The organism is Cupriavidus sp. HPC(L) (genome assembly GCF_000307735.3).
Lineage (GTDB): Bacteria > Pseudomonadota > Gammaproteobacteria > Burkholderiales > Burkholderiaceae > Cupriavidus.
This window is the reverse complement of the sequence record NZ_AMPR02000223.1, coordinates 1-25,671: the sequence shown is the minus strand read 5'-3', so window position 1 is coordinate 25,671 and position 25,671 is coordinate 1. Positions and strand designations below refer to the sequence as shown.

The window sequence follows — 25,671 nt, the reverse complement described above, 5'->3', positions numbered from 1 at the left end:
AACATATAGACAATCTGCGCTGACCAAGAACACCGGATCGTCCCCGGGGAGGGGACGCTGACCATGCATCACGAAAACAATGCCGCATCGCTGCCGCTGGCCGGCGTGCGGGTACTGGACCTGTCCCGCGTGCTGGCGGGGCCGATGTGCGCGATGGCGCTGGCCGACCTCGGCGCCGACGTCATCAAGGTCGAACACCCGGCCCGCGGCGATGACACCCGCGACTGGGGCCTGCGCATCGGCACGCGCAATACCTCGTACTTCAACAGCGCCAACCGCAACAAGCGCTCGATCACGCTGGACCTGCAAAGCGAAGCGGGTTTGAAGCTGGCCCGCGAGCTGGCCGCGCGCAGCGACGTGGTGATCCAGAACTTCAAGGTCGGCGGCGCGGAAAAGCTGGGCCTGGGCTACGAACAACTGGCCGAGCGCAATCCCCGGCTGGTGTACTGCTCGATCTCCGGCTACGCCCGCTTCACGCCCGAGGCCGAACGGCCAGGCTACGACCTGGTCGTCCAGGGCGAGGCCGGCGTGATGGCCACCAACGGCGAAGCCGGCCAGGGACCGCTGAAGTTCGGCGTGGCCGCGGTCGACATGTTCACCGGCATGTATTCGGCGCAGGCGATCCTCGCCGCGCTGTATGCGCGCCAGTCGAGCGGACGCGGACGCCATGTGCAGATGGCCCTGTACGACTGCGGCCTGATGATTACCTCGTACTACGGCATGGAGGCCCTGCTGCAGGGCGGGGATCCGGCCAAGTTCGGCAATGCGCATCCGTCGATCGTGCCCTATGGCGTGTTCGATGCCGCCGATGGCCCGCTGGTGATCACCGTCGGCAACAACGGCCAATTCCAGCGGTTCTGTCGCGACGTGATCGGCCGGCCCGAATGGGCCGAGGACGAGCGCTTCGCCACCAACACCGCGCGCTCGCGGCATCGCGATACGCTGCTGCCGCAGCTGCGCGAGGCGCTGCGGCAATTCACGCGGGCCGAACTGCTGCAGCGCCTGACCGCCGCGCAGATCCCCTGCGGCGAGGTGCTCGGCATGTTCGACGCGCTGCAGTCCGAGCGCACCGCGCAGGCCGGCCTGCTGCATCGCTACGAGGACAGCGAGGCGGGTACCCAGTCGGTGCTGGCGCCGCCGTACGCCATCGACGGCCAGCGCATGCCGGTGCGGATGCCGCCGCCGCACATGGGCGAACACACCGAGCAGGTATTCAAGGAACTGCTGCAGCTCGACGACGGCGCAATCGCGGATCTGCGATCGCGCGGCGTCATCTGACGATCGAAATTCCCAATCGACGCTCTCAATAGACGGAGACAACAGCATGACCAAGCTGACCCTCAGCCGCCGCCAGATGCTCAAGGCCGGGGCCGCCGCCTCGATGGCCGCGATGATGCCCGCCGCGTTCGCGCGCAACGGCTGGCCGGACAAGATCATCAAGATGGTGGTGGCCTTCCCCGCCGGCGGCCCGACGGACACCGCCGCGCGCATCGTCGCGCAGAAGCTGTCCGAACGGCTGGGGCAGCAGGTCATCATCGAGAACAAGCCCGGCGCGTCGGGCTCGATCGGCACTGCCAGCTTCATCAAGAGCGCGCCCGATGGCTACAACCTGTCGATGTTCGGCATGCCGGCGCTGCTGGCCCCGCTGATGTACAACAACAGCGCGTACGACGTGAAGAAGGACTTCCAGTCGGTTGCGACCGTCTACGTGCTGCCGATGGCCATCGTCATCAACCCGAACGTGGTACCGGGCGTGGAGACGCTGGCGGACCTGATCCGCTTTGCCAAGGCCAGCAAGACGCCGCTGAACTACACCAGTTCGGGCACCGGCAGCTTCGGCCATCTGGCGATGGAGCAACTGAAGGACCTGGGCGGCTTCGACATGATGCACGTGCCCTACCGCGGCAGCGCGCCGGCCGTCGCCGATCTGCTCGGCGGCCAGGTCGGCACCATGTTCGCCGACGTCGTGGCCGCGCTGCCGCATATCCGGGCCGGCAAGCTCAAGGCGATCGCACTGAGCTCGCCCAATGCCAAGGTGCTGCTGCCCGGCGTGAAGACGGTGTCCGAGCAGGGCTTCCGCGGCTTCGACTTCGATTCGTGGGGCGGCCTGATCGCGCCGCTCAATACGCCGCAACCGATCGTCGACCGGATCGCCAGCGAAACGCGCGACATCCTGTCCAACGACAAGGAACTGCAGCAGAAGCTGGTGACGGCCGGTGCCATTGCCTCGTTCCAGGACGGCAAGCAGATGCAGGCGCGGCTGAACAAGGACTACGATCGCTGGAGCGCCATCGTCAAGGCGAAGGGCATCAGCGCGACGTAATTGCGCCCCGGCCCGTCGGCGGATGGCCTCGCGCTGATAGAATCGCTCCGAACTTGCTATCCGGACTCGCTATCCGAACCGTAAATGGGCTTTGAAAAACTCGCCGCACTGAAAGCCGAACTCGCCAGGCAACGGGAGGGCTCGCGCCGTCCCGCCGAACGACGATCCGACGCACGCCGCCCCGCCAAGGAGGCGACGGCCCCTCAGGGCAAGGCCAAGTCGCAAGACGAGGGACAACATCGTCAGGGCAAGGCACCGGCACGCGACAAGGCGGTACATGGCGGCACCAAGCCTGGTGGCGTTGGCACCGACGCCGGCAAGCCGCAGCGCAAGGCGCGCCGGGAGCCGGCAGCCGCCCGGCGCACCGAAGAGCCGGTCGATCCGACCGTGCGCAACATCTGGAAGCTGCAGAAGCAGTTCCCGCTCGCGTTCCCCAAGGCGCCGGCCGCCAAGCTGCCGTTGAAGATCGGCATCTACGACGATCTGCTGCCGCATGCCGCGGCATTGCAGATGACCGAGCAGGAGCTGCGCGACGCCCTGAAGCAATGGTGCCGCGGCAGCCGCTACTGGGCGTGCCTGGCCGAAGGCGCGCCGCGGATCGACCTGGCCGGCGCGGAAGCGGGCCAGGTGTCGGCGCGCGATGCCGCTCGCGCGCGGCATCTGGAGCAGCTGCGCAGCCGGCGCGCGAAGCCATCTTCCCCGGCACCTGCCCAGGCTTCGCCAGCGGACGCCACGGAAGGCACGCCACCCGTCGCGGACGGCGAGCGGACAGACCCTGCCTGACCGCGACGGTCGCTGTCTCGCACGGATGTTTGCCGCGGCCACCGCCGTTCATCACCTCGATTCACCCCGCACCTGAGCGCCGCAAACATCCCCCCCGGTTCACCGTCAATCCCGGAACCGCTCATGCGGCCGGCAGCGGAAACGCCAGCTCCAGCACCGTCAGCCCCGGCCGGCTCGAAACCGTGGCCCGCCCGTCGTGCAGCCGCATGATCGAATCGACGATGGCCAGGCCCAGGCCGGTCGACTGCGCCGAATTGCTGCGCGCCGGATCGCCGCGGTAGAAGCGGCCGAAGATATGCGCCAGCCGTTCGGGCGGGATGCCGGCGCCGCCGTTGGCGACGCGGATGCGGGTCGCTTCGCGCTCGGCGCTGACGATGACCGAGACCCGGCTGCCCTGCGGCGCATGGCGCAGCGCGTTGTCCAGCAGATTGGTCAGCGCGCGGCGCAGCAGGGTCTGGTCCGCGCGCACCGGCGCATGCCCTTGCAGCGACAGCGAGATCGCGCGCTCGGCCGCCACCGCCTCGAAGTACTCCGCCACGGCCTCGACCTCGGCGCGCGCATCGAGCGTGCGCGGCGCCAGCGCGACCTGCGCGTGATCGGCACGGGCGAGGAACAGCATGTTCTCGATCATGCGGGACAGGCGGTCGTACTCTTCGAGGTTCGATTCGAGCAGCGCCTCGTATTCTTCGACATTGCGCGCCTGGGCCAGCGTGACTTCGGTCTGCCCGATCAGATTGCTCAGCGGCGTGCGGAAATCGTGCGCCAGGTCGGCGGAGAACTCGGACAGCCGCGAGAAGCTGTCCTGCAATCTAGCCAGCATGCCGTTGAAGGCGTCCGCCAGCTCGCGCAACTCGCTCGGCGCGGTGCCCGCATCGAGCCGCGTCGCCAGCCGGCTCGTCGTGACGGCCGACGCTTCCTCCGCCATCCTGCGCAGGCCGCGCAGTCCGCGGCGCGCCAGCAGATAGCCGAGCGCGGCGGCCGCAACGGTCGCACAGACCGTCGCCCAGAACACATGGAACTGGTAGTCGCGCATCAGCACCGCGCGATAGCCCGCGTCACGCAGCACGACGATCTCCACGGTCTCGTCGCTGTCGCCGAGCCGGCCGAGCGCGGCGATCGCGCGCGACGGCACGCCATTGCGCGGATACCAGCTCTGCAGCATCGAAGGTTCGGGATGCACGTCGGCTGGCACGGCCGTCAGCGGCGGCACCACCTCGTGGCGAGGATTCAGTGTCACCAGCGGTTCGCCCTGGCGGCTACGGACCAGCAGGATCAGGCCCTCGTGGCCGAGCGCGATATCGGCAAACCGGTGCGTCCCCTCGCGCACGGCCCGCTCCGAGTCCACCTCCGACAACAGATGGCGGACCAGCACCACCTCGCCGACGAGCTCGGCCTCGTCCCGTTCCTGCAGCTGGGTCGACAGCGCTGAGGCGAGATAGGTGCCCATCGCCGCCATGATCGCGGCGGCCAGCGCGCCGAAGGCCAGCGCCATCCGCGCCGTCAGCGATTGCGGAAGCAGGCGCGTGCCCAGCGACTTCGCGATGGCCACCATGGCGCTACCGCGCGATATCGTCCAGCACGTAGCCCATGCCGCGCCGCGTGTGGATCAGCTTGGCCGGGAACGGATCGTCGACCTTGGCGCGCAGCCGCCGGATCGATACGTCGACGACGTTCGTGTTGCTGTCGAAGTTCATGTCCCACACCTGCGAGGCGATCAGCGAGCGCGACAGCACCTCGCCGCGCCGGCGCGCCAGCAGATGCAGCAGCGCAAACTCCTTGGAGGTCAGCTCGATCTTCTGTCCCGAACGCGTGACGCGCCGGCGAACGGCATCGATGCGCAGGTCCGCCACCTCGATCCACTCGTTCTCGCGCACGGGGCCGCGGCGCAGGATCGTGCGGATCCGGGCGACCAGCTCGGCAAAGGCGAACGGCTTGATGATGTAGTCGTCGGCGCCGAGCTCGAGCCCCTTGAGCCGGTCGGCCAGATCGTCGCGGGCGGTCAGGAACAGCACCGGCGTGTCCTGGTCGCGCCGCAGCTCCCGCAGCATCTGCCAGCCGTCCATGCCCGGCAGCATCACGTCCAGCACGATCAGGTCGTAGGGGTGCGCGCGGGCGTGCGACAGGCCATCGACGCCATCGCGGGCAAGGTCCACGACGAAGCCGGACTCGGTCAGGCCCTTGTGCAGATAGGCGCCCGCCTTCGGTTCATCCTCGACAATCAATACACGCATCGACATTCAACGAATCGCCGGACCGCCGGCAAGACGGTAACGGTACCGCAATCCTGGCGCTCACGGCCGAACATGACAAATTTGTCATGTCGTCGTCAGCCTGCAGCCGCCGGTGACAACCGCCGACCCGATGGCCGGCGTCCACGCCGGGATCGCATCGCCGATGGCATCTCCGACGCGCATGACAGCATTGTCATGTCGCCGTCATGCTGTGGTGGCGGAGCGCTCCCTAGACTGTCTTCACCGGTCGCAACCGGCCAACCCTTTCGGAGAACGCTGACGATGAAGATGCTCAAGCACGCCCTGCTCACCACCACGCTGGCCCTGGCCGCACTGCCCGCCTTTGCGAGCGCGGGCGGCGCCGCCGATATCGGCGCACGCAACGTCTATCTGGACGGCGCCCATCAGGGCCGCGTCGATCCGTTCACCGACGGCGCGCGCGCGGGAACGCGCGATGTGTTTACCGACGGCGCCGCTACCGCGCCGTCGCCAGATGCGCATTGACCTTGACGATCGGCGGGTCCTGGATGCGCGTCGGGTCCCAGACGATCTCGTCGACCTTGCCCGGCTCGAACAGCATGCAGATCGTCGATCCGCCGTATTGGAAGCAGCCGAGTTCCTCGCCCTTGCTGACCCGCTGGCCCGGCACCACCTCGACCCTGCATGACGACACCTCGCCCATGCCGATGAACACGCAGGCGATCTGTCCGACGGCTGGGTCGTCGGCCTCGACGACGATCACCGCGCGGGCGGCCATCGCGCTGGTATAGCCCTGCGAATCGTTCAGGCCCTCGGGATCGGGGCCCTGCGCCTCGGCGCACGAGTAGTAGGTGCCGGCCAGGTTGTACGCCTTGACGATGGTGCCGCCGACGGGCGCGTGCCAGCGGTGATAGCTGTAGGCGTTGAGGAAGGCCTGGTAGACCGTGCCGCCGACGAAGCGGCGCGCCAGGTCTTCCTCGTGCGCGCCAACCATGTCGCGCAGCGAATACGGCTGCGACTTGATCCAGAAGTCGTCCACCAGCTTGACATCGCGGCGCAGCGCGTACGGCTTTGCCTCGCATGGGCTGACGACGATCTTGCCGTCGTCGGCGCCTTCGACCGGTCTGACGCCGTCGCGGAAACGCCGCGTGAAGAAGTCATTCCAGGACAGGAAGCCCCAGTACGGCAGCTCGCGATGCGTAACGAATTGGGAGAGCCCGATCTTGGCGTCCGCCTCGGCACTGAACCAGCCATCGGGCGATCCGGTATTCAGGTGCGCCCGCGAGTGCGGCCCGCCGAGGAACGCCGACCACGCCGTCAGCACGCGCCGGATCTGCTTGTTGAACACCGGATGCCGGAACACCGCGTAGCCCGACGGCATGCACATCGGCCAGTCGAACACGGCATTGAGCGGGCACACCACCAGGCTGCTGTCGCTGAACGGCGGCGCGTACGACATCAGATAGTCGACCACCAGCATCAGCTCGTCGATGTCGCGATATCCGAGCGCGTAGCCCGCATCGGTCGCCTCGCCGATCGCTCGCGTCAGGCCCATCCGCAGCGTAGCGTCGTCGCGCAACAAGGTATGCAGCGCAGCTACCGCTTCTGAGCGGGGACCACTGCTGCTTGCGTGCTCGCTGGCCTGCCGGCAAAGCCGCAGCCTGAATTCGGCCACGGCGGACTCGTCGGCGGGAAGCCAGTTGCCGAGGCGCTTGCGCTCGCTGGCAGGGGAAGAAGGCGCGTTCCGTGATGGCATGGCGTCGCAACGCCGCGGTCGATTCCTGTCCCGCGGCCAAGGTCATGGTGATGCCGACCAGTATGCGCAGCCGGACCTGCGCGTGTCATCGGTGCGCGTCTGACATGGGCAGTGCCTCGTCGGCAGCGGCGCCGTCGCTAATAACTTCTTAAACCCGCATCGGCACGATTCGCACCGTGGGACGCCAGCCCTTGGCGGCCCCGGCAACAGCAAGGTATCCCGTGCCGATTCCCATGCTTCCTCCCCGCTCCGCCACGACTGCGCCCGCGGCGCCGGCTGGCTCGCCTGCGTCCGCCATCGACGGCCCATGCCTGTGCCTGCGGTGCCGGGCACTGGCGCTCGCACGTGCCCGCGTGGAGCAGGCGCAGCCGATCGCCCGCCCTGCTGACCTCCCGATCCACCCTCGCCTTACCCATCCAGAATGAACGAAACCAGATCTCGTCGCCGCGCGACACCCATTCGCTATCCGGCCGCTGTGGCGGCCATTGCCTTGCTGGCCAGCCTGTGGACGCCACAGGGCTGGGCGCAGGTTGCCGATGCCGCGCTGCAGCCCGGCGAATCGCAGTGGGGCCTCGGGGTCGGCGCCGCGGCCCGGCGCAAGCCCTATCGCGATATCGGCACCGACTACAGCGTGATTCCGGTGCTGTCGTACGAGAACCGGTGGGTCCACGTGTTCGGCCTCACTGCGGACCTGAAGCTGCCTTCGCTGGGCCCGGTCTCGTTCCGGCTGCGCACGCGCTACGGCCTGAGCGACGGCTATGAGGCCTCGGACTCTGGAGCGCTGGAAGGCATGGCCGACCGCAACGCCAGGCTCTGGTTCGGCGGTGCGGCGATCTGGCACAACCCCATCGCCAATGTCTCGGCCGAATGGCTCGGCTCGGCCGATGGCAACCGGGCCACGCTGCAGGTCAGCCGCGGCTTCCAGTACGGGAACTTCCGGCTGACGCCGCATGTCTCGGCGCAATGGCTCAGCAGCCAGAACGTCGACTACTACTACGGCGTCAGGGCATCGGAGGCGCGCATCGGCCGGCCCCAATATCAGGGCGATTCAACCGTCAACTTCACCGCGGGCTTGCGCGTGGATTACCGCCTGGCGCGCCATCACGGGCTGTTCCTGGACGTCAGCGCCACGCGGCTGGGTTCGGGAATCAAGGACAGCCCGATCGTCGACCGCTCCAACATGACCACCGTGCAGGTGGGCTACCTGTACCGGTTCTGAGCCGCCGGGGAACGACACCGCAGCCGATGCCGATGGCGGCATCGGCTCGGCCGGCGTGAAGACGACCCGTACGCGAAAACCCCGGCCGTCCAGGCCGGGGCCCGTCTCGATGCTCGCCCCGTGCGATTGCGCAATGGTGGCGACCAGCGACAGGCCGATGCCGCTGCCGCGGACCCGATTGCCGCTGGCGCGGTGAAAGCGCCGGAAAATCGCCTGCCGTTCGGCGGCGGGCACGCCCGGCCCGTCGTCGGCGACCTCCAGACAGACGGCACCGCCTGCGCCGCCATTCGCGGTCCCGCAGGCGACATGGATGCGGCCGCCCGGCGGCGTATACCGCAGCGCGTTGTCGACGAGATTGCGCAGCAGGATGCCGATCTCGTCGACATTGCAGGCGATCCACCCGCCCCCGGTCTCCACCGACAGCTGGCGCGCCTGCAGTTCGGCCTGCACCTCGAACTCGCTGGCGACATGCAGCACCAGATTGCCGAGGTCGGCCGGTTCGTGCGGCGCCTGGCCACAGGCATTGAGGCGGGCCAGATCGAGCAATTGTTCCGCCAGCCGCGTCGTCCGCTTGGCCGTGGCCAGCAGCTTTTCCAGCGCGGTGTCCTTCTCCTTCCCGCTGGGGGCGCGCATGGCGACCTCCACCTGAGCCTGCAGCGCGGACAACGGCGTGCGCAGTTCATGCGCCGCGTCTCCGATGAAACGCCGCTCGCTCTCCACCGCCTGATCGAGCTGCGCCAGCACGCGGTTGAACGACTGCACCAGCGGCTGCAATTCGGTCGGCAAGGACGTCGATGGGAGCGGTGTCAGGTCGAACGTCGTGCGATCGCGCACCAGCCGCTCCAGCACCGCGACCGGCTTCAGCGATCGGCGCATCGTGTGCCACAACAGCACGCCGACCAGCGCCAGCAGCACGCTGTTGGCAATCAGCGCGTGCATCGTCGCCTCGCGTACCTCGGCGTCGATGATGGCATGCGGAATCCCCACCTGTGCCTGCATGGTGCCGGTGCTATCGGAGATGGCATACACGCGCCAGCGTTCGCCGTCGATGACACGCGTGGCAAACCCGTCGACGAAGTCCGGCTTCAGCGCGGCCGCCGGCGAAGTGGCCTGGGCACGCGGCCGCGGGCTCTGCACGGTCAGCAGCTTGCGCTGCGACCAGATCTGGATCACCAGGTCGAACTCGGGCGATCCGTCGTCGTCGCGCACCTCGCGGCCCGGCCCGACCAGATTGAACGCCTTCTTGTTGGCCGGCAGCGCGCGGACGATGCGGGCGGCGAAAGCCTGCAGCTTGTCGTCCCAGATGCTGGAGCGGCTGTGCTGCAGATACACCATCAGCGCGGCCAGCGACACGACCCAGCACAGCACGATGACGCCGACCATCACCGCGAGCAGCCTGCCCTGCAGCGACTTCATGCGCCGGACTCCCCGATCATGTAGCCATGGCCGTGCACCGTGGTGATCAGGCCCTCGCCGAGCTTGCGGCGCAACTGATGGATGAACACCGCGATGGTATTGCTCTCGATCGCGCTGGCGTTGCCGTATACCACGCGCTCCAGGTGTTCCCGCGTGATGACGCGGCCCGGGCGCTCCAGCAGCGCCAGCAGTGTCCGGTACTCCTGGGCGCTCAGCGGAACGCGGGCCCCCGCCCGCGTAACCACCCGGCGGCTGCGATCGAGCTCGATTTCGCCCCAGCTGAACACGGGAACCACCCTGCCCTGACTGCGCCGGATCACCGCGCGCACCCGCGCCCACAGTTCGTCGACTTGGAATGGCTTGACCAGATAGTCGTCGGCGCCGGCATCCAGCCCTTCGATCCGCTCGCTCAGCTGGCCGCGCGCCGTCAGCATCAGCACCGGCGTGACGTCGTAGCCGGCCCGCATGGCCCGCAGCACCGTCAGGCCGGACTCGCCCGGCAGGCCGATATCGAGCAGCACCGCCGAATAGGCATGGTCGACCAGCGCGGCGCGGGCCGCGGCAGCGCAATCCGCATGGTCGATCCGCCAGCCGTTCTGCCGGGCGCCATCGCAGATGACCTCGGCCAGCATGGGATCGTCTTCGACCAGCAGCAAATCCATGGCGCTTGTCATTGGGAACGTATGGAGAGTCGGAATGGAGAGTTGGAATGGGGGTCGCGGGCACGCGAGGATGCCAGCGCGACATTAAGCGTTGATTAAGACGTGGAAGAACGTTGCGTCGGGAGCAACATTCGTTCCGGCGGCGCGGGCCCTCAGATCAGCGGGAAGGCCTTGACCACATGCCGCAGCAGGCTGTCGGCCACCGGCGACAGCGGCCGGCCGGCACGGGTGATCACGTGGATGCGGCTGTTGTTGAGAATCGGGCTGGCGAGCGGCAGCGACACCAGCTGCTTGAACTGCGGCCCCTTCAGCGGCACCGAACGTGGCGTCAGGATATAGCCCAGGCCCATCGCTGCGAATTCCCACAGCACCTTGAACGAGTTGGTCACCAGCATCGGCTTGAGCGTGATGTGTTCTTCCAGTTCGGCAGCCTGCACGTGCTTGCGCACGCCGAACGATTCGGCCAGCGCGGCGCCCTGATGGGGTGCAAGGTCGGCGAGCGTCAGCGCACGGCGCCGGCGCGCGAGCGGATGGTCCTTGCGGACATGGGCGCGGATCGGCGAGACCCGCGAATAATGCGAGCGCAGCCTGACATCGTTCGGCGGCTGGAAGGCAAAGCCGATATGCGCGAGGTCTTCGAGGATATGCCGTACCGTTTCATCGGTGCCGGCCACCTGGATGCTGTAGGTCACGTCGGGATGCTTGCGCAGGAATCCTTGCAGCACGGGCTCGAGCACCAGGTCGACGAAGCCCTCGCCGAATACCAGTTCCACATGGCCTTGCTGCGCGTTCTTCAGATTGTTGATCTCGGCCAGGAAGGTATCGCTCAGATCCTGCTGGCGCCGCGCGAACAGCGCCAGCAGCCGTCCGGCATCGGTGGCCACGACGCCGCGCCCTCTGCGCTCCAGCAGCGTCACGCCCAGGTCCTGCTCCAGCCGGGCCACGGCCCGGCTCACCACCGACGGATCGACCTCCAGCACGTCGGCGGCGCCGCGCACCGTGCCCGTCTCGATGATCTGCAGCAGGCACAGCGCCCGCTTGCGGTCCAGCACATGCTCCATGACGTCTCTCCCCCTTGTTGTCCGCCGCCCCACTCCCATTCGGACGCGCGAGCACCGGTTTTATTAGTGTTGCCATTTATACAACGATTTACCTCCATCATTGTCATGGATGCGGGAAGGCCGCGGAAGCAGAATGGTGCGCACCATTCGAATCGCCTACCGCCATGAACGCCTCGAACCTGGATGCCCTGCGGCAGTCCATCGCCACGCTGTCGACCGAATTCGTCGCGATCCGCCGGCGCATCCACGCCCATCCCGAGCTGGCCTTCGAGGAACGCCAGACCAGCGAGCTCGCCGCCGAACGGCTCGCCGCATGGGGCTACCAGGTGCATCGTGGACTGGGAACCACCGGCGTCGTCGGACAGCTGGCCAAGGGACGCGGACAGCGGTCGCTCGGCATCCGCGCGGACATGGACGCACTGCCGATCCAGGAAAAGACCGGCCTGCCCTACGCCAGCACCGTCGCCGGCAAGATGCACGCGTGCGGCCATGATGGCCACACCGCCATCCTGCTATGCGCGGCCAGGTACCTGGCTGAGTCGGTCGACTTCAACGGCACGCTGAACCTGATCTTCCAGCCGGCGGAGGAGAACGAAGGCGGCGCGCTGCGCATGGTCGAGGAAGGGCTGTTCGACAGGTTCCCTTGCGATGAAATTTACGCGCTGCACAACTCGCCCGGCCTGCCGGTCGGGCAGATCGGCGTCATCACCGGGCCGGCCATGGCCTCGTTCGACCGCGCGACGGTGACGCTGCGCGGCCGCGGCGCGCACGGCGCAATGCCCCACCATGGCATCGACGCGATGCAGTGCGCCGCCAGCATCGTGCTCGGGCTGCAATCGATCGTCAGCCGGGAGATCGATGCGCTGAAGCCGGCCGTCATCACCGTCGGCTCCATCCAGGCCGGCAGCACCTACAACGTCGTGCCGGAAACCGCGACGATCAAGATCGGCGTGCGCACGCTGGACCCGAAGGTGCGCGACCTCGTCGAGGAACGCATCCGGAGGTTCGTGGCCGCGCAGGCGGACAGCTTCCGCCTGCAAAGCGAGGTGGTCTACGAGCGCAAGTATCCGGTGCTGGTCAACCATGCCCTCCAGACCGAGTTCGCACGTCAGGCGGCGATCCGCCTGGTCGGGGCCGACAACGTGGTCGAGCGGCCGCCGGTGATGGGCAGCGAGGACTTCGCCTACATGCTCGAGCACCGGCCCGGCGCCTATGTCCGGCTCGGCAACGGCCTGGGCGAAGACGGCGGCTGCATGGTCCACAACCCGCTGTACGACTTCAACGACAGGGCGCTGCCGGTTGGCGCCGCGTTCTGGGCCCACCTCGCGCAAAGCTACCTGGTTTGACCAACGTTCCCCGGGGGACATCGATGCCATCTCTGAATCGCCGCCGTTTCCTTCAATATGCCGGCTCTATCGCCGGGACCTCTGCGCTGGGCGCGATGCCCGCGTTGGCGGACAGCTTTCCGGTCAAGCCTCTCGCCCTGGTGGTGCCCTATCCGGCCGGCGGTGCCAGCGACACGTCGGCGCGCATCTTCGGAGAATCGATCGGCAAGACCGTCCGGCAGCAGGTCGTGGTCGAGAACTACGGCGGCGGTACCGGGCTGATCGGCGCGAACAAGGTGCTGAGCGCGCCCGCCGACGGCTACACCTTCTTCCACGGCTCGATCAACGAGGTCTTTCTGGCGCCGATGCTCAATCCGGCCGCGCGCTACAAGCCGCAGGACTTCATGCTGGCCGCGCCGATCAGCGACGCCGCGATCGTGCTGATGGTGCGCAGCGGCATTTCGGCCGAGACCTTCGACCGGTTTCTGGAACAGGCCAGACAGGGCAAGGCCAAGCCGCTGACCTATGCCACCGTCGGCATCGATTCGATCTACCACCTGATGGGGGACGCGCTGGCGGCAAAACTCGGCACGACCTTCCTGCATGTGCCATACAAGGGCGGCGCGCCCGCGCTGCAGGGCCTCGCCGGCGGCGAGGTGGACTTCGCCATCCTGCCCTACCAGTCCAGTTTCGACAGCATGCAGCAGCAAGGGCGGCTGCGGATCCTGACCAGCTTCTCGAAGGCCCTGCCGCCGGCGCTCAAGCACATTCCGCTGATCACGCAGAGCCGGCTGGTGCCGGACTTCGAGTACACGATCAGCGGCGGCTATTTCGTCAAGACCGGCACGCCCGAGAGCCGCGTGGCGGTGCTGCGCAGGGCGATCGGCGAGGCGCTGGCCAAGCCGGACATCCGCGCCCGGCTCGAAGCGGAGGGCCGCACCGTCGCGCAGCCGATCGGCAGCCAGGCGCAGGCGAATCAGGTCTTCGAGCGCTACCTGGCGCGGGTCACGCAACTGGTGCGAAGCGTGGGGCGCAAGACCAACGGCGCGTAGGCCATGACAGCGGCCAGCAACAGGCATTCGTGCAGTGCGGCAGTCGAGCACGGGGGTCTCCGGTATCCGCGTGCCGCGCCCATTGACGCGTATGTCTGCATTGTTCTTCGTGCCTACCCGCATTGACATTTGGGATCGATGCGCAATCCCTTGCCAGGCGCGCATTCGCTTGTGCGGCAAGGCCTGGCCGGCATTGGCACACCGCTTGCCTTTTGCCACAAAACGTCATAGCTTTCGTCATGCCAATCGACCAAACAGTCCTTGTTCGTCGATCGGCGCGAGGGGTCGAGAATCAGCCTGACAAAGCGCGGACACTGAAATCGCGCAGCGGGCTGATTCGATAAATCGAACTGGGAGGAATCGATTTGTTCGGCGGCGTCGGCATTTGCTCGGCGCCGCCTCGGTGTTTCGTCGGCGGCCATCCCCACGGCTTGCCGAATCCGAATACGACCGGCTCTTGGGCGCCCCCTCGATGATCCATTTGCCCCCACGTGTGCAAAGCCTGACGATCCGCATGCGGACGGTCGCGCTGTTCGCGGCCTTCATGCTGGTGGTCTTCGTCTTGGTGACCTGGGCAGTCTCGTACCAGATGGTCAGCCATTCGCGGCAGGACCGCCAGCAGGTGCAGGCGGTCTATGTGGCCAGCAAGGAAAAGGAGCTGCGCCACTACGTCGAACTCGGGCATGCCACGCTCGTGCGCATCGCCCACGGCAGCGGCGAGGAGGCGGACCTCCAGCAGCAGGCGCTGGCCGCGCTGTCCCGCATGCACTTCGGCAACGACGGCTACTTCTTCGTCTACGACCGGCTCGGCAATGTGCTGCTGAACCCGGGCAGCATGGGGATCGACGGCGTCGATTTCTGCGATCCGGCCGATACCGGCAGCGACCAGGCGATGATGCTGATCAACAAGGCGCGCGCCGGCGGCGGTATTGTTCGATACAACTGGATCAAGCCTTCGTCGCGCACCGAAGCGCCCAAGATGTCCTATGTCCGCGCCGCCGACCAATGGGGCTGGATCCTCGGCGCCGGCCTCTATATGGACGACATCGAGCGCGAACTCGCTGCCTTCGACGCCAATGCGGCCCGCACGCTGCGCGATACGCAGATCCGGATCAGCGCGTTCGCGCTCGGCTCGATCATGCTGATCAGCCTGGGCGGTCTCGCGCTGAATCTGCACAACTCGCGGATCTCCGGCGAGAAGCTGCGCCGGCTGGCGCGGCGCGTGGTCAGCTCGCAGGAGGAGGAACGCGCCCGCGTCGCGCGCGAGCTGCACGACGGCGTGGTGCAGGTGCTGGTGTCCTCCAAGTACCTGCTGGAGACCGCCCAAGTCCATCTCGAGCAGGAACAGGAACAAGGGCAAGGACAAGACCAGAAACAGGTCGCGCCGCCGGCACGCCGCCACGCCCCGCACGAACTGCTGGCGCAGGGGTTGGGCCGCCTGCAGGAGGCGCTGGTCGAGATCCGGCGCGTCTCGCACGGCCTGCATCCGGCCCTGCTGAGCGACCTGGGTCTGGCCGCCGCGCTGCGCATGCTGGTCGAACAGTTGCGGCCACAGTGCCCGGTCGATCTGCGCTTCGCCGAACACGGTGCGATACCGGCGCTGTCCGAGGCGCAGGCCACGGCGCTGTTCCGCGTCGCACAGGAGGCGCTGAACAACGCCCTGTCCCACGCCCATGCCGGCTGGGTCCAGATCGCGCTGAGCGGTACCGACCGCCATGTCGAGCTGACGATCGAGGACAACGGCCGGGGCTTCGATCTGAAGAAGGTGCGCGCCGACCGCCAGGGCGGCATCGGCCTGCGCAATATGCGCGAGCGCATCGAAAGCCTGGAGGGCAGCGACTTCGCGATCCATACCGGAGCGGACGGCACACGTGTCGAGGTACGCCTGGCGCTGCGCCCGCCCGAGCCCGCCGTTCCGCCCGCGGTTCAGGCCGATACCCCGCCCGCTATCCAGCCCGCCGCCCCCCTGCAAGGAGCCCTGCTGCATGACCTCGAACCTGCGTGTGCTGCTCGTCGATGACCATCCGTTCGTGCTGGACGGCGTCCGCCTGCGTCTGGAGGCCACCGGCGAAATGACGGTGGTCGGCGAGGCGTCCAACGTCGAGGACGCCATCGTGGTGGCCGAGCAGCGGCGTCCCGACCTGGTTGTATCGGACATTCACATGCCGGACGCCAACGGCCTGCAGCTCGCCACGCGGTTTGCCGAGCGGTTTCCTTCGATACGCATCGTCGCGCTGTCGATGCACAAGGATCCGGAGTACGTGCGCCGCGCCTTCGCGCTCGGCATCGCGGCCTACGTCCTGAAGGAAGCGCCGGCACACGAGCTGGTGACCGCGATCCGCACGGTCGCCGCGGGCGGCACCTATCTCAATACCGAACTGCAGGCGTACCTGCGGACCGACGAGCCGCCGCCGTCATCGCGGCGGACGCTGACACCCAAGGAAGCCACGGTGCTGAAGCTGGTGGCCGAGGGCTACTCCAACAAGGAAATCGCCGAGCGGCTCGGCACCTCGGTGCGGACGGTCGAGACGCATCGCCTGCATGTCCGTCGCAAGCTGCAGGTCGGCGGGCGCGCGGAGCTCGTCAAGTACGCGGTTCACTTCTCCGATCTGCATGCCGTCGGATTGGCCGACGAGGCATTGGCGACGGACTGCTGAGGCTTTTCTCCTTCCTGGGCACCATCCCTGCGATGGTGCCGCCGCACGGTGCGAGCGCACTGTCGCGGCGCAACGCGCAGGCGCGCCTCGCTTGCGCATTGCCCTTCTGCGTGCCTTCACACCGCGCTCTCGGTATTACTGCGTAGGGGAAAGTCGTCCTGATGCTTGGACCGTAGTTTGCGTAGACTTTTTTCGGACAGGCGCCATGCGTTCAAATGTTCGAATGGTCGAATATTCAAATACGCAATGCGCCGATGCGCCGATCGTTGGACCGAGATCGTTGGACCGAAACGGGAGAGCACCATGGACGAGCTGAAGCAAACGCAGAGACCGGCAGTCGCGACGCAATGGCAGGCGGAAGACCTGGCGACGTGGACACCGAAGCGGCGCGAATTTCTTCGGATGCTGGCCTATGGCGCCGGCTCGCTGGCGCTGGGGCCGCTGATCAGCGCCTGCTCGAACGATGCATCGGCGCAGGCATCGGACCTGCGCTCGCAGCTGACGCAGGACGAAGCCTTCTGGGCACAGGTTCAGGGCATGTTCGTGCTCAAGCCCGAGAAGGTCTACATGAACATCGGCACCGGCGGCTCGATGCCGCAGGTCGTGCTCGATACCTTCGAGCAGGAGAACTTCGCCAAGGCGGCCGATTCCTCCAGCGGCTACGGCAACCTCGCCGACCTGCGCGAGGCGGTGGCCAAGGGCTTCGGCGTCGATCGCGACGAGCTCGCCTTCTCGGCCAACACCTCGTCGGGCATGTGCCATGCGATTCTCGGCATCAAGTGGGAGCCGGGCGATGTGGTGGTGACCACCAACCACGAGCACGGCGGCGGCCTGACGCCGCTCAATATCGCGGTCGACCGCTATGGCATCGAGGTGTCGATGATCCAGCTGCCGACCGGCAACCGCCAGAGCGCCAGCACCTATGTGCAGCTGTTCGACGAACGGATCCGCGCCCTGAAGGGCCAGGGCAAGCGGGTGCGCGCGATGATGTGGTCGTCGCCGACCTACAAGACCGGCACCATGCTGCCGATCGCCGACCTGATGGAGGTGGTCAAGGCGCACGGGCTGATCAGCATCGTCGACGGCGCGCACCTGCCTGGCATGATGGCGTACGACTACGGCGCCCTCGGCATGGATTTCATGTCCGGCGCCGGCCACAAGTGGCAGTGCGGCCCCGGCTCGACCGGCATCCTGGTCATCCGCAACAAGATGCGCGCATCGAACCCGCTGCCGCTGCCCGACTGGTTCCCGATCCATACCAGTTCCTACGCCAGGCAGCAGCCGCGCGGCGCCTACGATATCGCCGCCACGGTGACCTCCTGCGGCAGCCTGCATGTGCCGATGTTCCGTGCGCTGGCACGGGCCTGCGAAATGTGGGATTCGATCGGCAGGAAGAAGATCGAGACCTACGATCTGACGCTGTCGGCCTATCTGAAGGAAAAGATCGTCGAGCGCTGGGGTATCGATTCGCTGTACTCGCCGAAGGACGATCCGAAGCTGGTGTCGGCGCTGACCTGCTTCAACCCGTTCCGCAATCGCGACGATGCAATGAACCAGCAGAAGGCCACGACGTTCGTCAACCGGATGCTGAGCGACTTCTCGCCGGGCTTCGTGATCCGCTCGGTCAATTTCGAAGTCATCGGCGCGCCCGCGCAGCACTACGGCATTCGCATCTCGACGCATCTGTGGCACGACGCGAACGACATCGACCGGCTGGTGGACTCGATGTGGAATCTGTCCGGCGCCATGGCATAACCGACCTCCCTCCTTTCCAACAAGAGTCAGCCCATGAAACGATCGATCGCTTTGATTGCCGCCGCGATTTGCGGCGTGGCATCGCTGTCCGCCTGCGCCCAGCAAGGCGGCGCATTGCGCGCCGTCTCGTCGCCCGATGCGCCCAAGGCCATCGGGCCCTATTCGCAGGCGGTCCGCGCCGGCAACGTGCTGTACCTGGCCGGGCAGATCCCGATTCATCCGAAGACCGGAGAATTGATGAAGGACGCGCCGATCGAGGTGCAGACCCGGCTGGTGCTCGACAACCTGAAGGCCGTGCTGGCGGCCGACGGAATGACGATGGCCAACGTCGTCTCGACCACGGTCTATATGAAGGACCTGAACGACTTCGCCAAGATGAACGAGGTCTACGGGACCTACTTCACCGGCGTCACGCCGGCGCGCGCGACGGTGCAGGTGGCCCGGCTGCCGCGCGATGTGGCGGTGGAGATCGGCGCGATCGCGGTCAAGCCCTGAGCGGGTCCCGTCCGTGGTATTGAATGCGGGGCACGGCGTCAGCCGGCCCCGCTTTCCGCGTTGCCGCGATCCGTTTCCATCCCGCCACCGGATCGCGTCGATCACGAGCGTCAACGCCTTCGACGCATTGCGGCGGTTCGGATAGTAGGCGAACAGCCCCGGAAACCTGGGGCAATGGGCCGCCATCACGCTGCGCAGGCGCCCCTCGCGCAGATCGGGTTTCGTCAAGGTTGTGCCGCAGCAGGTCTTCGGCCGAGGTCGGCAGGCCGTGCGCTTCGAAGTAGTCCGGCGAGCCGACGCATCAGTGCTTGCCGATTGCGCACGATGCGGGAAACGCCATATGCGAATATCATTGCGCCGGAGCGCAATCCGGGCGCATGCCGTCGCTGCCCGGGCTCCGACAATCATTCCTCGAACCCTACCCCACCGACCTCTATTCCGCCATGGCACGCCTCCAACTCAATGGCCAGATCAAGGAAATCGACGTTCCGGGCGATACCCCGCTGCTATGGGTATTGCGCGACGAGCTCGGCATGACCGGCACCAAATTCGGCTGCGGCATGGCACTGTGCGGCGCCTGCACGGTGCATATGGACGGCTCGCCGATTCGCGCCTGCATTACCGCGGTCTCCGCCGCGGACGGGCACGCCATCACAACGATCGAAGGCGTGGAAGCCGATCGCGTCGGCCGCGTCGTGCAGAAGGCCTGGGTAGAGAACAACGTGGCTCAGTGCGGCTATTGCCAGGCCGGCCAAATCATGTCGGCGGTCAGCCTGCTGAAGGCCACGCCCGCGCCGAACGAACGCCAGATCGATGAAGCGATGAGCGGCAACATCTGCCGCTGCGGCACCTATCCACGGATCCGCGCGGCGATCAAGCAGGCGGCCGGCGAACTGGCCAAGGGGGGCAAGTGATGCGCGCGAACGAGCCGACCATGACCTCGACGATGACCTCGGCAGTGACCCCGAACCTTTCGCGCCGCGGCTTCCTGCAAGGGACCGCGCTCGGCACGCTGTCGCTGGTCGTCGGCGCCAATGGCGTCATCGGCCTGGCCCGCGCCGACGACGACGCGCCAAAGAAATACGGCGCGGACTCGATGCCGGGCGGCACCGTGTCCGATCCGCTGGTATTCGTCTCGATCGCCGCCGATGGCACGGTGACCATCGTCGCGCATCGCGCCGAGATGGGCACCGGCGTGCGGACCAGCCTGCCGATGGTGGTCGCCGACGAGATGGAGGCGAACTGGGACCGCGTGAAGATCGTCCAGGCCGAGGCCAACGAGACGCGCTACGGCAATCAGAACGTCGACGGTTCGCGCAGCGTGCGGCATTTCCTGATGCCGATGCGGCGTGTCGGTGCGGCGGCGCGGCAGATGCTGGAGGCCGCCGCCGCGGCGCGCTGGTCGGTGCCGGTCGGCGAGGTCCGCGCGCAACGGCATGAGGTGGTCCACCTGCCGACGGGCCGGCGCCTGTCCTATGGCGAGCTTGCCGCCGACGCCGCGAAGCAGCCGGTCCCCGCGCAAGGCACGCTCAAGCTGAAGACCCCCGACCAGTTCCGCTATATCGGCAAGGACCGTGTCCGCCTGGTCGATCTGGAAGCGATCGGCAAGGGCCAGGCCACCTATGGCATGGACGTGCGCCTGCCCGGTATGGTCTATGCCGTGGTCGCCCGGCCGCCGGTGGTCGGCGGCAAGGTGCGTGCGGTTCGCGCCGACAAGGCGCTGGCCGTACCGGGCGTGCTCAAGGTCGTCGAGATCCCGCCGTTTGCCGGCGCCCCCGCCTTCCAGCCGCTGGGCGGCGTCGCCGTGGTGGCGCGCAATACCTGGGCCGCGATGCAGGGCCGTGCCGCGCTCGAGATCGAGTGGGACGACGGCCCCAATGCCGGTTACGACTCGGTCGCCTATCGCCGCACGCTGGAAGCCGCGGCGCGGCAACCCGGCAAGGTGGTGCGCAACGAGGGCGATGCGCCGGCCGCCTGGAACAAGAGCGCCGAGACCGAGCGCTACGCGGCCGAGTACTACCTGCCTCACCTGGCCCATGCTTCGATGGAACCGCCGGTGGCGACGGTGCGCGTCAGCGGCAAGACCGCCGAGGTATGGACGTCGGTCCAGAATCCAGTCGCCGCCCAGACCGCCGTCGCCAAGCGGCTCAAGCTCGAGCCCAAGGACGTGCGCGTCAACGTGGTGCTGCTGGGCGGCGGCTTCGGCCGCAAGTCCAAGCCCGACTTCGTCGACGAGGCCGCGGTCGTGGCCCAGGCCATGCCCGGCACGCCGGTCAAGCTGGTATGGACACGCGAGGACGACATCCATCACGACTACCTGCACACCGTGTCGGTGGAGCGGCTCGAAGCGGTGGTCGGCAAGGACGGGCGCCCGCAGACCTGGCTGCACCGCAGCGCCGCGCCTACCATCGGCTCGCTGTTTACGGCGGGGGCCAAGGGCCAGCAGCCGTTCGAGCTGGGGATGTCGGCCATCAACATGCCGTACCGGATTCCGAACGTACGCGTCGAGACCGCGGAAGTCGAGGCCCATGCGCGCATCGGCTGGTTCCGCTCGGTGTCCAATATCCCGCACGCATTTGCGGCGCAGTGCTTCATCGCCGAACTCGCCCATTGCGCCGGCAAGGATCACAAGCAGTTCGCGCTGGACCTGATCGGCCCGGCGCGCAAGATCGATCCGCGCACGATGGCGGACAGCTGGAACTACACCGAATCGCCGGAGCGTTATCCCTATGACACGGGCAGGCTGCGCGACGTGATCGAGGCCGCCACGCGCGGCGCGCGCTGGGGCCGCAAGCTGCCGCGCGGGCATGGCCTGGGCCTGGCCTTCTGCTACAGCTTCATGAGCTATACGGCCGCGGTGATCGAGGTCGCCGTCAACGACAAGGGCGAGGTGCAGGTCGTCGCCGTCGACATGGCGATGGACTGCGGCCCGCAGATCAACCCGGAACGGATCCGCTCGCAGCTCGAAGGCGGCGCGATCATGGGGCTGAGCCTCGCGCTGTCCAGCGAGATCAGCTTCGAGAAGGGACGCGTCAAGCAGAGCAATTTCCACGACTACGAGGTGCTGCGCCACCACGCCTCGCCGCGGGTGATTCGCACCCATCTGGTCAACGGCAGCCACGACGTGCCGCCGGGCGGCGTCGGCGAGCCGCCGGTGCCGCCGGTCGCACCGGCGCTGTGCAACGCGATCTTTGCCGCCACCGGCAAGCGGATCCGTTCGCTGCCTGTGCGCACGGTCGCCTAGCACCGGGCGCTTGCCGCCTGACCGGCACGAACGCGCGCAGGGCCGATCGCCTTGCGCGCGTTTTTTTTGCCGCTGCGTGACCGGCAGCTGCCGCGCCGCTAACCCGCCACCACTGGCAGGCGGAACTCGAATTCGCTGCCGCCCTGCTCGACCCGCCTTGCCTGCAGCGTGCCGCCATGCGCCTCGACGATCGAGCGGCAGATCGCCAGGCCCATGCCCATACCGTTCGCCTTGGTCGTGAAGAACGGATCGAAGATCCGTTCGGCGGCGTCCGCGGCGATGCCCTCGCCGCGGTCCTGCACGCTGACCACCACCTGATCCTGCTGCCCCTGCTGCCCCCGCTCCCGCCGCGACGCGACGATCAGTTCGCGCCGTTCGGCCGGCGTGCCATCGATCGCATCGAGCGCGTTGGTAATCAGGTTCAGCACGACCTGCTGCAGCTGCACCCGGTCGCCTTCGACCGTCGCCGCGCCGGCCTCGAGCCGCACGGTGACGCGGGCATCTCGTTCGTCGATATCCATCCGCACCATCTCGAGCACTTCGCGCACCACGTCGTCCGGCCGCAGGTGGGCCAGCACCGGCGGCGCCTGCTTCGCCAGCGACCGCAGCGCGCGAATGATGTCGGCCGCGCGCAGCCCGTTCTGCTTGATCTGGACGAGCCCTTCGGTGACCTCGCCGAGCTCCGGCGCCGGCCGGTTCAGCCAGCGCAGGCTCGCATCGACCGATGCCACGATCGCGGTCAACGGCTGATTGACCTCGTGCGCGATGGACGCGGCGAGGGTGCCCATCACGGTCAGGTGCGAGGTGCGGGCCAGCTCCGCGCGGGCCGTGCGCAGGTTCATCTCGGCGGTCAACCGGCGCGTGTTCTCGTCGATCAACTGTTCGTAGAGCCGCGCGGTCTCGAGCGAGATGGCGACCTGCGGCGCCAGTACCTCCAGTTCCGCGATGCAGTCGGCATGGAACACGCCCGGCGCCAGGTTGTTCTCCAGATAGAAGGCGCCGATCAAGCCGCCGCCCCGGATCAGCGGCACGCACAGCACCGAACGCAACGGCCCGACGGTGCCGGCGCGCTCGCGGATCGACGGCGCCTCGACGGCCGCGTCGGCCAGCGCCAGCGTCCGCTGCGTTCTGAGCACGGTATTGAGCACGGTCAGCGGCAACGCCCACTGAGTCGGCGCGGCGGTGGCGAGCGTCACCGCGACGCGTCCATCGGCGACCCGCGCCGTTGCCTCGATCATCGGCCGGTCGCCATGCATCAGCAGCAGCACGCCGTACTGCGCGCCGGCATGCATCACGACATTGGTCATCAGCGTCTCGATCAACCGGTCCATCACGACCTCGCCCGACAGCGCCTGCGCGGCCTCTATACCGAGAGAGCGCGTCGCCGCGGGCAGCGCCGCACCGGAACGGACCACGGGGCTTGCCTTGCCGTCGGAACCGGCGTCGAGATCGGGATAGCGCGCCAGCAACCGTGCCGCCTTGTGGTCTGCGCCCCAGCGCCGGTAGCCGTCGTGCGCGCCGCGGTAGTGCTGACGGGCCGCGGTATGCAGACCGTGGCTCTCGCACAGCATCGCGGCCAGTTCGTTGGCCAGCGCCTGTTCATGCACGAAGCCGGCGGCCTGCGCGGCGTGGGCCGCGCGCTCGTAGCAGACCAGCGCGGCCAGTGGGTCGCCGCGCAGCCGCGCGATCTCGCCATCGAGCAGCGACAGCTTGCTCTGGAACGTCAGCGCATTGAGCGAAGCCCATTGCGCAAAGCGCTCGCGCTGGCCCTGCAGCGCGGCGATGGCCTCGTCGGGATCCAGTGCGGCCGCCGGACCGCGGGCATACGACAGCGCCAGAAACAGGCGGCAATCCGCCACGTTGATATGCGCGGGAGCGGACCAGATCAACGTTTCCGCCTGCGCCAGGCTGCGGCTCGCGTGCTCCCAGTCGTGCAGGTATGCCGCCGCCATGCCGTCATACAGCCAGATCCAGAAGCGCGTCGGCAACGAGTTGCTCAGGCGCAGCCGCTCCTTGACACTGGTCCGCACCGCCGCCATCGGTCCGTCCTCGGCCATTGCATCGTCGCCGGCGCACAGGCGCTGCGCGAAGTGGCTCTGCGCGTGCAGGATCAGTTCGATGTCGCGGTACTGAACCAGCCTCGTCAGTTCGAGACCGCGCTCGATCTCCTCCTTGACCAGCCGCAGATGCTCGCCCATCGCCAGCAGGTCGGAGGCGATATGGTTGCAGGCGTAGCACGCCATGCCGATGTCGCCGGACGCGCGCCCCAGCGCGACCGCGCGCTGCGCGTGTTCCAGCGCGTACGGAAGCGGCCGGGTCCAGGCGCTGACCTGGTCGAGCGCGACCAGCGTGGCGATGCGCTCTGCCTCGTAGCCATGGCGGTCGATCAGCGCCAGCGCGGCGAGGCCATAGGCCAGGCCGTCGTCGTATTCATCGTAGAGACTGGCGACGAACACGCCGAACCACGACAGGCCGTAGGCCGATTCGGGCGTCGCGCCGTGTTCCAGCGTCAGCTCGACCATCTTGGCGACATGCAGGAAGCTGATGCCGTCGGACACGAACAGCGACGAGATCAGCGTCGACAACAGACCCATCGCCGTGCGGATGCGCGGATCGTCGGTCGTCGGCAAGGCGCCGAGATCCGCGATCGCGCGGTCGCCCAGCGCGGCCACGACGGCGTCGTACGCCGCGCGATGGTGAATCCGCGCCGGATCCCGCTGCAACCGCACGTCGAGCAGCGCGAGCCCGGACAGCGCCGCATTGATCGCGCCTTCGTAATCGCAGCGCACGGTCAGCAGGACGGCCTCGAGGCGGTGCACGGCGGCCCGGTCGATCGGCCGCAGCTCGCGCATCAGCAGCGCATCGATCTCCCGCCGGGCGCCGTCGAGATCGGCCTGCGCCAGCAGGCATTCGCAGCGCAGCACGCTGGCCGCGTAGGCCAGCGCGTAGGGGGAACGATCGTCGGGCCGCGCATGGGAGGCGTCATGCGGCCCCTCAGGAGGACCCTCAGGCGGCCCCTCAGGCGGACCGTCATGCAAGCGGTCTTCCAGTGACCGCCACGACGCCGGCATCAGCCGGAACGCCGCATCGGTATAGCGCGTGGCCTGTTCGATCGCGGCCGCGCGCTTGGCGCGCCGGCCCGCGACGATCGCGACATGGATGAACGCGGCGCGCTGCTGCCCGGTCAGCGGATGGTCGCCCGCGCGCTCGATCTGGTTGCAGATCTCGAAGGCGTAGTCGGGTAGCTCCTCCTGCCAGTGCTCGATCATGCTGGCCGCGATGTGCGCGTGCATCGCCGGCCGCCGGTCCGGCGCGATCATCGAGTACGCCGACTCCAGTACGCGATCGTGCCGGAACGCATAGCCCTCGGGCAGCCGGTCCAGCAAGCCCGCGTCGACGAAGGGCCGCAGCCGCTGGCCGATCTGCAGCGGACAGATGCCGGCAATGCGCGCCAGCAGCCCCTCGCCGCAGCGTATGCCGACGCACGCCAGTTGCTGCAGCAGCAGCGTGCCGGCGGTCGGCAGCCGCGCAAAGCGCCGGATCATCAGGTCGATCACGCTGTCGGTATAACGCAGGCGCACCAGGTCGGCCGCGTTCCACTGCCACAGCGAAGCCGCACCGTCGTAGGCCAGCACCCCTTCGTCGATCAGCGTGCGCAGCAGCTGGTAGGTAAAGAACGGGTTGCCACCGGTCTTGGCACGCACGGCGCGGGC

19 protein-coding genes and 1 pseudogene are annotated in these 25,671 nt (G+C 67.7%); 13 read left to right on the top strand and 7 right to left on the bottom strand.

Annotated features, from left to right (window positions below):
- The first annotated feature begins 63 nt into the window (after positions 1 to 63).
- From B551_RS13510 to B551_RS13500, 3 genes are all read left to right on the top strand, one after another.
- Entirely contained in the window at positions 64 to 1,278 is a 1,215-nt protein-coding gene (locus B551_RS13510) for a CaiB/BaiF CoA-transferase family protein (RefSeq protein WP_006576092.1), read from the top strand.
- 46 nt (positions 1,279 to 1,324) lie between these two features.
- A complete protein-coding gene (locus B551_RS13505; protein WP_023264306.1) occupies positions 1,325 to 2,323 on the top strand; it encodes a tripartite tricarboxylate transporter substrate binding protein in 999 nt (332 codons plus the stop codon).
- An 84-nt stretch (positions 2,324 to 2,407) separates the two neighbouring features.
- Entirely contained in the window at positions 2,408 to 3,106 is a 699-nt protein-coding gene (locus B551_RS13500) for a ProQ/FinO family protein (RefSeq protein WP_023264305.1), read from the top strand.
- Between the two features lie 121 nt (positions 3,107 to 3,227).
- Here the strand turns inward: B551_RS13500 and B551_RS13495 are convergent, their stop codons facing one another.
- Positions 3,228 to 4,658: a heavy metal sensor histidine kinase gene (locus B551_RS13495; protein WP_023264304.1), complete on the bottom strand. Its 1,431-nt coding sequence runs from the start codon at positions 4,656 to 4,658 to the stop codon at positions 3,228 to 3,230.
- 4 nt (positions 4,659 to 4,662) lie between these two features.
- On the bottom strand, positions 4,663 to 5,337 hold the full coding sequence (locus tag B551_RS13490) for a heavy metal response regulator transcription factor (protein WP_006576095.1): 675 nt from the start codon (positions 5,335 to 5,337) through the stop codon (positions 4,663 to 4,665).
- Positions 5,338 to 5,619: 282 nt separating this feature from the next.
- Here B551_RS13490 and B551_RS13485 point away from each other — a divergent pair, with 282 nt between their 5' ends.
- Positions 5,620 to 5,841, top strand: a complete 222-nt coding sequence (locus B551_RS13485; RefSeq protein ID WP_006576096.1) for a hypothetical protein — start codon at positions 5,620 to 5,622, stop codon at positions 5,839 to 5,841.
- Here B551_RS13485 and B551_RS13480 read toward each other — a convergent pair.
- Positions 5,813 to 7,072, bottom strand: a complete 1,260-nt coding sequence (locus B551_RS13480; RefSeq protein ID WP_023264302.1) for a phosphatidylserine decarboxylase family protein — start codon at positions 7,070 to 7,072, stop codon at positions 5,813 to 5,815. The genes B551_RS13485 and B551_RS13480 overlap by 29 nt on opposite strands.
- Before the next feature lie 421 nt (positions 7,073 to 7,493).
- Here B551_RS13480 and B551_RS27090 point away from each other — a divergent pair, with 421 nt between their 5' ends.
- The gene (locus B551_RS27090; protein WP_083492597.1) at positions 7,494 to 8,291 is read left to right on the top strand and encodes a MipA/OmpV family protein; all 798 of its coding nucleotides are present in this window, start codon (positions 7,494 to 7,496) and stop codon (positions 8,289 to 8,291) included.
- 69 nt (positions 8,292 to 8,360) lie between these two features.
- Here B551_RS27090 and B551_RS27085 read toward each other — a convergent pair.
- The 3 genes and pseudogenes from B551_RS27085 to B551_RS13465 form a co-directional block, all read right to left on the bottom strand.
- Positions 8,361 to 9,167, bottom strand: a pseudogene (locus B551_RS27085) (sensor histidine kinase); the annotation flags it as partial.
- A gap of 536 nt (positions 9,168 to 9,703) precedes the next feature.
- Entirely contained in the window at positions 9,704 to 10,369 is a 666-nt protein-coding gene (locus B551_RS13470) for a response regulator transcription factor (RefSeq protein WP_006576100.1), read from the bottom strand.
- Positions 10,370 to 10,521: 152 nt separating this feature from the next.
- On the bottom strand, positions 10,522 to 11,430 hold the full coding sequence (locus tag B551_RS13465; RefSeq protein WP_023264301.1) for a LysR family transcriptional regulator: 909 nt from the start codon (positions 11,428 to 11,430) through the stop codon (positions 10,522 to 10,524).
- 164 nt (positions 11,431 to 11,594) lie between these two features.
- On the opposite strand from B551_RS13465, the gene B551_RS13460 reads away from it, so the two are divergent.
- The 8 genes from B551_RS13460 to B551_RS13425 all read left to right on the top strand — a co-directional run bounded on the left by B551_RS13460 (position 11,595) and on the right by B551_RS13425 (position 21,958).
- On the top strand, positions 11,595 to 12,776 hold the full coding sequence (locus B551_RS13460; RefSeq protein ID WP_006576101.1) for a M20 aminoacylase family protein: 1,182 nt from the start codon (positions 11,595 to 11,597) through the stop codon (positions 12,774 to 12,776).
- A 23-nt stretch (positions 12,777 to 12,799) separates the two neighbouring features.
- Positions 12,800 to 13,807 carry a tripartite tricarboxylate transporter substrate binding protein gene (locus B551_RS13455; RefSeq protein ID WP_023264300.1) on the top strand — a complete coding sequence of 336 codons (1,008 nt, stop codon included), beginning with the start codon at positions 12,800 to 12,802 and terminating at the stop codon, positions 13,805 to 13,807.
- A 481-nt stretch (positions 13,808 to 14,288) separates the two neighbouring features.
- The gene (locus B551_RS13450) at positions 14,289 to 15,827 is read left to right on the top strand and encodes a cache domain-containing protein (protein WP_253281354.1); all 1,539 of its coding nucleotides are present in this window, start codon (positions 14,289 to 14,291) and stop codon (positions 15,825 to 15,827) included.
- Complete coding sequence (locus B551_RS13445; protein WP_006576104.1) at positions 15,793 to 16,464, top strand: response regulator transcription factor; 672 nt, start codon at positions 15,793 to 15,795, stop codon at positions 16,462 to 16,464. Before B551_RS13450 ends, B551_RS13445 begins: the two co-directional genes overlap by 35 nt.
- Before the next feature lie 303 nt (positions 16,465 to 16,767).
- Positions 16,768 to 18,219 carry an aminotransferase class V-fold PLP-dependent enzyme gene (locus B551_RS13440; RefSeq protein WP_006576105.1) on the top strand — a complete coding sequence of 484 codons (1,452 nt, stop codon included), beginning with the start codon at positions 16,768 to 16,770 and terminating at the stop codon, positions 18,217 to 18,219.
- Positions 18,220 to 18,252: 33 nt separating this feature from the next.
- Positions 18,253 to 18,714: a RidA family protein gene (locus tag B551_RS13435; RefSeq protein WP_023264299.1), complete on the top strand. Its 462-nt coding sequence runs from the start codon at positions 18,253 to 18,255 to the stop codon at positions 18,712 to 18,714.
- 443 nt (positions 18,715 to 19,157) lie between these two features.
- Positions 19,158 to 19,628: a (2Fe-2S)-binding protein gene (locus B551_RS13430; protein ID WP_006576107.1), complete on the top strand. Its 471-nt coding sequence runs from the start codon at positions 19,158 to 19,160 to the stop codon at positions 19,626 to 19,628.
- Between the two features lie 20 nt (positions 19,629 to 19,648).
- Positions 19,649 to 21,958 (top strand): xanthine dehydrogenase family protein molybdopterin-binding subunit, encoded by a 2,310-nt coding sequence (locus tag B551_RS13425; protein WP_253281353.1) that lies wholly within the window; start codon positions 19,649 to 19,651, stop codon positions 21,956 to 21,958.
- Positions 21,959 to 22,056: 98 nt separating this feature from the next.
- Here the strand turns inward: B551_RS13425 and B551_RS13420 are convergent.
- The coding region (locus B551_RS13420) for an ATP-binding protein (RefSeq protein WP_023264298.1) at positions 22,057 to 25,671 on the bottom strand (3,615 nt) is incomplete at its 5' end.